This is a genomic window from Streptosporangium canum (assembly GCF_900113865.1).
Taxonomy (GTDB): domain Bacteria; phylum Actinomycetota; class Actinomycetes; order Streptosporangiales; family Streptosporangiaceae; genus Streptosporangium; species Streptosporangium canum.
The window spans coordinates 41,896-49,495 of sequence record NZ_FOQY01000047.1; the positions used below are offsets into that span (position 1 = coordinate 41,896).

6 protein-coding genes and 2 pseudogenes are annotated in these 7,600 nt (G+C 70.7%); 5 read left to right on the forward strand and 3 right to left on the reverse strand.

The window, feature by feature from the left end; all coding sequences use genetic code 11:
• Positions 1 to 12 precede the first annotated feature (12 nt).
• On the forward strand, positions 13 to 660 hold the full coding sequence (gene lipB, locus BM085_RS38975) for a lipoyl(octanoyl) transferase LipB (RefSeq protein ID WP_093891785.1): 648 nt from the start codon (positions 13 to 15) through the stop codon (positions 658 to 660).
• Here the strand turns inward: lipB and BM085_RS38980 are convergent, their stop codons facing one another.
• Positions 661 to 2,226 carry an amino acid permease gene (locus tag BM085_RS38980; protein ID WP_093891786.1) on the reverse strand — a complete coding sequence of 522 codons (1,566 nt, stop codon included), beginning with the start codon at positions 2,224 to 2,226 and terminating at the stop codon, positions 661 to 663.
• Positions 2,227 to 2,243: 17 nt separating this feature from the next.
• Complete coding sequence (locus tag BM085_RS38985; RefSeq protein WP_093891796.1) at positions 2,244 to 3,218, reverse strand: phosphotransferase; 975 nt, start codon at positions 3,216 to 3,218, stop codon at positions 2,244 to 2,246.
• 75 nt (positions 3,219 to 3,293) lie between these two features.
• Here BM085_RS38985 and BM085_RS38990 point away from each other — a divergent pair, with 75 nt between their 5' ends.
• Genes BM085_RS38990 through BM085_RS38995 form a run of 3 tightly spaced genes read left to right on the forward strand, consistent with a single transcriptional unit; the run spans position 3,294 to position 6,684 of the window.
• A complete protein-coding gene (locus BM085_RS38990; RefSeq protein WP_177245497.1) occupies positions 3,294 to 5,855 on the forward strand; it encodes a GcvT family protein in 2,562 nt (853 codons plus the stop codon).
• A 26-nt stretch (positions 5,856 to 5,881) separates the two neighbouring features.
• Complete coding sequence (locus tag BM085_RS45010; RefSeq protein WP_177245498.1) at positions 5,882 to 6,037, forward strand: hypothetical protein; 156 nt, start codon at positions 5,882 to 5,884, stop codon at positions 6,035 to 6,037.
• A 26-nt stretch (positions 6,038 to 6,063) separates the two neighbouring features.
• Complete coding sequence (locus tag BM085_RS38995) at positions 6,064 to 6,684, forward strand: GNAT family N-acetyltransferase (RefSeq protein ID WP_245789953.1); 621 nt, start codon at positions 6,064 to 6,066, stop codon at positions 6,682 to 6,684.
• Positions 6,685 to 6,834: 150 nt separating this feature from the next.
• On the opposite strand, the pseudogene BM085_RS47620 reads toward BM085_RS38995, so the two are convergent.
• Positions 6,835 to 7,065 (reverse strand): annotated as a pseudogene (locus BM085_RS47620) (transposase); the annotation flags it as partial.
• A gap of 60 nt (positions 7,066 to 7,125) precedes the next feature.
• Here BM085_RS47620 and BM085_RS39005 point away from each other — a divergent pair.
• Positions 7,126 to 7,600 (forward strand): annotated as a pseudogene (locus tag BM085_RS39005) (RNA-guided endonuclease TnpB family protein); the annotation flags it as partial.

Genomic DNA, 7,600 nt, shown 5'->3' on the forward strand with positions numbered 1-7,600 from the left:
TAAGCTGGGGGCATGAGGCAACGCCCCCTGTCACTGATCCAGGACGACCTGGTCGACTACGAGAAGGCCATGGAGCAGATGACCGACCTGGTCGGTCGACGGCAGCGCGACGAGCGCCCCGACACGCTCTGGCTCCTCAGCCACCCGCAGGTCTACACCATCGGCAGGCGCACGCCGGAGCAGCATCTGCCCGACCCGTCCCACGGCATCCCGGTCGTGAGCACGGGTCGCGGCGGGCAGCTCACCTACCACGGCCCCGGCCAGCTGGTGGGGTATCTGATCGTCAAGCTGGGTGAGGACGAAGGGATCGTCGACTACGTCCGCGAGGTCGAGCTCCGGCTCGTCCGCGCGCTCGGCGCGCTCGGCATCCCGGCCGAGCGCCGTGACACCCCGCCCGGCTCCGAGCTGCTCACCGGCGTGTGGACGACGGAGACGGGCCGGAAGATCGTCTCGATCGGCATGCGGCAGAGCCGCGGCGTGACCAGCCACGGGTTCGCCCTCAACGTCGAGGGCGACCTCACCCCGTGGAACTGGGCGGTGGCCTGCGGCATGCCCGAGGTCGACATGACCTCACTGAACCGGGAGACCCGCACGTCCCCCGCCACCGGAGCCATGGACCGGGTCCGGGCCGCGGTGGCGGAGGCGTTCGAGGCGGCCTGATCAGGCGACCGGCTGCCGGTCCTCGTCGACCGTACGGCGCGGCCCGGTGAACCAGTGCCGGGCCGACAGCGCCCACCACAGGCCCACGGCGAGGACCATCACCCCGACCACGATCGGCGCGTAGTTGACCGCGGTCCAGGTGAACGTCTCGTCTCCCGGCGTGGCGGGGTCGTCCCTGTTGAACGGCACCCCCGCCGGGGCGAGCGGCATGATGAAGTAGATCGAGACCACGATGATCTCGATGACGGCGATCCAGCACATGACCTTGTACTTCGCCCCCAGCGTCCACGGGCCGGGCTGGAAGCGGTCCCCCATCCTCAGCCGGAGCCAGATCGGGATGGCGAAGGCGATGTAGAGGCCGATGACCGCGACCGAGACGACCGCGTAGAACGCCAGCGGGGTGCCGGTCGGGGCCTTGTAGAGGGCGGGGAGGGTCAGGATGAGAGCCGCGACGCAGCCGAACACGATCGCGTTGACCGGCGTCCGGTTCTTGTCGACCTTCGACCAGAGCCGCCAGCCGGGGATGCCGCCGTCCCGCGAGAACGCGTAGGTCATCCGGGACATCGAGGTCACGCAGCTCATCCCGCAGAAGAACTGGCCGATCGTGGAGATGCCGAAGATCACGGTCGCCATGACCGGGGTGAGCGACGAGGTGAAGACGGCCCCCACGAAGCCGAACTCCTTGTTGACCGCGTCCACGTCGGTGGCCGCGAAGAGGAAGGCCAGCAGCAGGACCCAGCCGCCGATCGCGGAGTAGAAGATCGACTTCCAGAGTCCGCGGGCCGCCGCCGTCGAGGCGCCCTGGGTCTCCTCCGAGACGTGCGCGCAGGCGTCGAAGCCGGTGATCGTGTACTGGGTCAGCAGGAAGCCGAGCGGCAGCACGTAGAACCAGAACGACGTGTCGGAGAAGCCGGAGTTGTTGAAGCGCTCGGTGAACACGAACGACATCGACTGGTGGCTGTCCGGGCCGAAGATCAGGATCGCCACCACCACGGCCGCGCCGAACACGTGCCACCACACCGAGACGTTCTGCAGCACGGAGATCAGCCGGTGGGAGAAGATGTTGATCAGCGCGTGCAGCACCAGGATGACCGTGAAGAGGATGAAGGTGTTGCCCAGGGAGATCTCGAAGCCCCCGGCGAACCGGTTGATCGTGATGTTCATGAACGTCGCGCAGCCGTAGTCCACCGAGGCGGTCACCGCGACCAGCCCGATGAGGTTGAACCACCCGGTGAACCAGCCGTGGACCGGCCTGCCCATCTTGGCGGCCCACCAGTAGATGCCGCCGGCGGTCGGATAGGCCGACACCAGCTCCGACATGCACAGGCCGATGATCAGAATGAAGATCGAGATCAGCGGCCAGCCCCACGAGATGGCGATCGGCCCGCCGTTGTTCCAGGCCTGGCCGAAGGTGGTGAAACACCCGGCCAGGATGGAGATGATCGAGAAGGAGATGGCGAAGTTGGAGAAGCCGCTCCAGGTCCGGGAGAGCTCCTGTTTGTAGCCGAGCTCGGCGAGCCTCCTGGCGTCCGCGTCCGCGTCCTCGGGTGGCACTGGCTTGGTCATGCAAGCCTCCTGGCGTCTTACATGGGGGGTCTTACCTGGTGGCCTGGGGGGCCATCCGGGGGTGGGGCGTCCGGGACGCCGGGCGTGCGCCCGCCCCGGACGTCGTCGACGAGCCGTCCGAACCCCGGATCGTCCAGGTCCCGTACGGCTCGCGCGAACTTGTCGGCCGCCTCCGCGTCGTAGTCGAAGTCGGCCGCGGCCGCCTGCTCGCGCAGCAGCCCGTGGTGCACGGCGAACCAGAGGGACCAGGTCAGGTTGGACATGATCAGGTTGAGCCGGACCCTCGCGGTCAGCCGGGGATCGTCCTCGCCGAAGTAGGCGCGGGCCAGCCGGCCGGCCAGGTCCGGGTCGTAGTCCGCCTCGGCGGCGATGTCGCCCAGCTCGAAGGCCGGGTCGTTGTTCCCGGAGAGCTGGTAGTCCACGATCCTGATCTCCGTGCCGCAGCGGATGAGGTTGCCCGGCAGCAGGTCGTTGTGGCAGGGGACGGCCGGCAGCGGGTCGGCGGCCAGCGCGCGCTCGATCCGTGCCACCGCCGGGAGCCGGTCCTCGTAGCCGTCGGGTATGCGCAGTCCGTGGGTATGGCAGAGGGCGAGGAACTCGTCGAGCTTGCGGAAGATGGAGAAGTCGTTGACGAACCGGGGCCCGGCGTGCAGGCGTCGGCAGGCCACCGCGATCGGCCCGGGGAGCGCCCGTACGTCGTGCGCGTCCAGGGTGGCGCCGTCGAGATACTCCAGCAGCAGGGCGCCGGGCATGCGGCGCAGGACGCGCGGGCCGACCCCGGCCTCGGCCGCGCGGAGCGTGTTGGCGATCTCCTGGTCGATGGGGATGCCGAGGCCCGCCTGCGAGACGCGCGGATCGAGCACCCGCAGCAGCCAGCGCTGCCCGTCGGCCGTGTCCAGCCGGGCGATCCGGTGGCTGAGCCCACCCTTGATCGGCGTCTCGGCGACGGGCTGTCCGGCCCATTCGCGGACGTCTGCGAGAGCATCTGGCATGCCGCACTCCTTTGGCCTACCTTCAGACCATTGATCCGATTATGCGGACGAGTTGTTACAGAGGGGTTGCCGACCTTGGAACTTCCCAACTCCGCGCGGGCCGTCGTGATCGGCGGCGGGGTGGCCGGATGCAGCGTGGCCTACCATCTGGCCAGGCTCGGCTGGAGCGAGGTGATCCTGGTCGAGCAGCACGAGCTGACCGAGGGGACCACCTGGCACTCGGCCGGATTCGTGGGCCAGCTCCGCTCGACCGTCACCCAGACCAAGATGATCATGTATTCGGCCGGTCTCTATCCCGAGCTGGCCGAGCTGACCGGGATGGACCCCGGCTGGCACGGGGTGGGCGGCCTCCGCCTGGCGACCACGCCCGAGCGGGTGGAGGAGTCGCTGCGGCTGGCGGGGGCCGGGGAGACCTACGGCCTGGGCCTGTCGGTGCTCTCCGGCGCCGAGGCGAAGGAGATGCTGCCGCTGCTCGACGCGCGCGACGTGCGGGCCGCGCTCTGGCTGCCCGGGGACGGCTGGCTCGACCCGGCGCTGCTGGCCAGGGCGCTGGCGGCCGGGGCCGGGAAGCTCGGCGTGCGGATCTTCACCGGGACCCGGGTGACGGGGGTCGACGTGGCGGGCGGCGAGGTCTCCGGGGTCCGCCTCGCGCTCGGCGCCGAGGAGTGGTCGGTCCAGGCCGACACCGTGGTCATCGCGGCGGGCGCGGCCAGCGGGCGGGTCGGGGGGCTGGCCGGGGTGGACATCCCGGTCGTGCCGATCAAGCACCAGTATGTCGTCACCGAGCCTTTCGACGTCCCCTCGTCTATGCCCACGGTCCGGGACCCCGACAACATCGTCTACTTCCGGGAAGAGGGCGGCGGCATCCTGGTGGGGGGATACATCCGGACTCCGGAGATCTGGGACACGGGGCACCCGCTGGAGGAGCCCCGGACGCTGTTCGCGGCCGATATGCCGAAATTTCAGGAATCGTGGGAGTCGGCAGCCCGGCGGGTCCCGGCGCTGGGCCGTACCGGGATCGTGAAGGTCGTCCACGGGCCCGAGGCGTTCACCCCGGACGGGGAGTTCCTGCTCGGCGAGACCGCGGTCCGCGGCCTGTGGGCGGCGGCCGGGTTCTGCGTCCACGGCCTGGCCGCCGCGGGCGGCGTAGGCAAGATCATGGCCGAGTGGATCGTGGACGGCTCGCCCGAGTACGACGTGTTCGGCATGGACCTGCGCCGGTTCGGCGGCCACGCCCGGTCCTCCTCGTGGGCCCGCGCCAAGGCGCTCGACTCCTACTCGAAGTACTACGACATCGTCTACCCGGGCGAGGAGCGCACCGCCGCCCGGCCGCTGCGCCGCTCCCCGGCGTGGGTACGGCACGCGGAGCTGGGGGCGGAGTTCGGCGAGAAGTCGGGCTGGGAGCGGGTCAACTGGTTCGAGTCGAACGCGGGCCCGTCGCCGGAGGCAGGGGAGGCGCCGGGAGGCGCAGGCGCGTCGGAGGTCCAGGAGGCGCGGGAGGCGCGGGGGGATCGGGAGGTGCGGCCGGCAGGGTGGGCCGGGCGGGTCTGGTCTTCGGCGATCCGGCAGGAGTGCCTGGCCACGCGGGACGCGGCGGGGCTGTTCGACCAGACCTCATTCTCAAAGCTTGAAATATCAGGACATCAGGCGCTGATGAGGTTGCAGCGGGTGTGCGCCGGGCAGCTCGACCGGCCCCCCGGCTCGATCGTCTACACCCAGCTCCTGAACGAGCGCGGCGGCATCGAGGCCGACCTGACCGTCACCCGCCTGGCCGAGGACCGCTTCCGCCTGGTCACCGGCACCGCCTTCGGCGTCCACGACGCGGCCTGGCTCCGCGGCCACGGCCTCGACGTCCGGGACGTCACCTCTGCCCACGCCTGCTACTGCCTGTGGGGCCCTCGCGCGCTGGACATCCTCGGCACCCTGTCCGAGGACGATCTGACCTTCGGATACATGCGGGCCAGGGAGATCAGCGTCGGGAACGTCCCGGTGCTGGCCCAGCGGGTGACGTTCGTGGGCGAGTTCGGCTGGGAGCTGTACTGCCCGTCGGAGTACGGGCTGACGCTGTGGGACACGCTCATGGAGGCGGGCACGCCGTACGGCATGCGCCCGGCCGGCTACCGGGCGATCGACTCGATGCGCCTGGAGAAGGGCTACCGCGTCTGGGGCATGGACATCACCCCGGAGACCACCCCCGTCGAGGCGGGGCTGGGTTTCGCGGTGGCCAAGGACAAGGACTTCCTCGGCCGGTCCGCGCTTGAGGCGGCCGCCCGGCGGGATCAGCCGGGCGGGGAGGACGGGCGGGGCGGGACGGACGCGCCCGCGAGCCCACCGGACCGGCTTCACGGGGCGGACGGCCCCGCCCGGCGCCTGGTCTGCCTCGTCCTGGACGATCCCCGCCAGGTGTGCCTCGCGGGCGAGCCGGTCCGCCTCGGCGGCGAGCCGGCCTCCCGGGTGACCAGCGGCGGGTACGGCCACCGGGTGGAGCGCTCGATCGCCTACGCCTACCTGCCCGCCGGGACCGCCCCCGGGGACCGGGTCGAGGTCGGCGTCACCGGCACCTGGGTCGGCGCCACCGTGGCCGCCGAACCCCTCTACGATCCGGCCTCCGACCGGATCAGACACCTGCCCGCCTGACCCGCGAACCCGACCGCGCCTTCCTCATGCGGCGGGGCCTGCTCACGCCGGCCGCGACCACGGCGGCGGGCAAGGGGTCCTGCAAGGTCAGGGACGTCTCCGTCACCCGAGGGCCGGTGTTCGCCGAGGAGTCGGTGCCCGGCCTGCTCGCGCCCTTCGTCCGCCGATCTTCCGGGAACTAGGATCGGACGCGATGGAGAGCGGCGGAGTGAACACGTTGACGGACCTGCTCGCCGAGGCGTCGCAGGGGCGGTTCCCCGCGCCGGACGCCGGGCCGACGATCCTGCCCCAGCCGTCGCCGCGGGACGCGGGGATCATCGCCTTCACCGCTCACAACGTGATATTCGCCGACGTCGAGGCGTCGTGGATCCGTGACCGGCTTTCCGGAGGAGATCTCTCCGCGCCGCTCAACCCGCCGTTCCTCAGCGCCCTGGAGGAACGGATGGGCCGCCCGATCAACAACATCGACATGCTCGCCCTCGCCGAGCCGCTGGGCGGCCGCCCGTCGATCGCGCTGACGGAGACGGCCGGGACCGGCCATCCGAGAGTCGAGCTCGCCCGCCGCTACCGCGACGCCGTACGGGCGTGGACCTGCCCGGGAGGCCTGCTCGTCGTCGGTCGCGGCGTGGCGGGCCGCTGGGAGGTCGCGATCGAGGTCGAGCCGGAGCACCAGGGCCGGGGCCTGGGAAGGGCTCTCGCCTGCGCGGCCCGCCGGCTCACCCCGCACCCGCTGTGGGCCCAGATCGCCCCCGGCAACGCGGCCAGCGTCCGGGCCTTCCTCGCCGCGGGATACGTCCCGGTGGGCGCCGAAGCGCTGTTCGTCCCGTAGCCCGGCTGCCGCCTCGTCCGGTTCCGGCGACCCGTCACCGAAAGGCCTGGTCATCCGATGGAGACCGGACTTTCAGCGCTCTTAATCGCCTTCGAGGTACTACCCATACTACTTTCGGTGGCATGAGCGGTGGAACTAGGAAGTTCAGCGTTATCTAGCAAGAAACCCCGGGCGTTCAGGCCCGGGAGGAATCGCTTCCCGGTCCTGGGGGTGTGAACGTCCGGTCGTCAGTCCGGGCGTTTTGAGGTTTTCGATGCATCCCTTGATGATGCTCAAGGGTGCGCCGCCACAGGAGGCGGCGACGTAGGACGGCGACCACGAATGGCCGCCCCGCAGATACTCGCGGACGTGAGCGGAGTACTTCTTGCGCAGCAGGCGGGCCGAGGCGCCCTTGTCGGGTTCCCATCACGGTGACATGGACCAAAAGATACCGTGGGCGAGGTGAAGCTGGTGGTGCAGGTGAGACTCCTGCCGACGCCTGAGCAGGCGGCGGCGCTGGAGGCGACCCTGCGCGCGGTCAACGACGCGGCCACCTGGGTCGCGGCGCTCGCCCACCACCAGCGGGTATTTCGCAACTACGACCTGCGCAAGCACGCCTACGGGCAGATCAAGGACAACTACGGGCTGGCGGCTCAGGCCGCGCAGCACGTCATCAAGAAGGTCACCGACGCCTACGCCACGCTGCACGCCAACCTCCGCAACCGACAGGCCGGCAGAGCCGGCTCCGCGCGGCGCGAGCGGGCCCTGGCCAAGCCGATCGTCTTTCGCCCCGGCGCGGCCCAGCCGTTCGACGACCGCTGTCTGTCCTGGCGGATGGAGGCGCGGACGGTGTCGATCTGGACCACGCGCGGGCGGATGAAGAGCGTGGCGTTCACCGCTTCGGCCGATCAGCTCACGACGTTGGCCGCCTACCGCA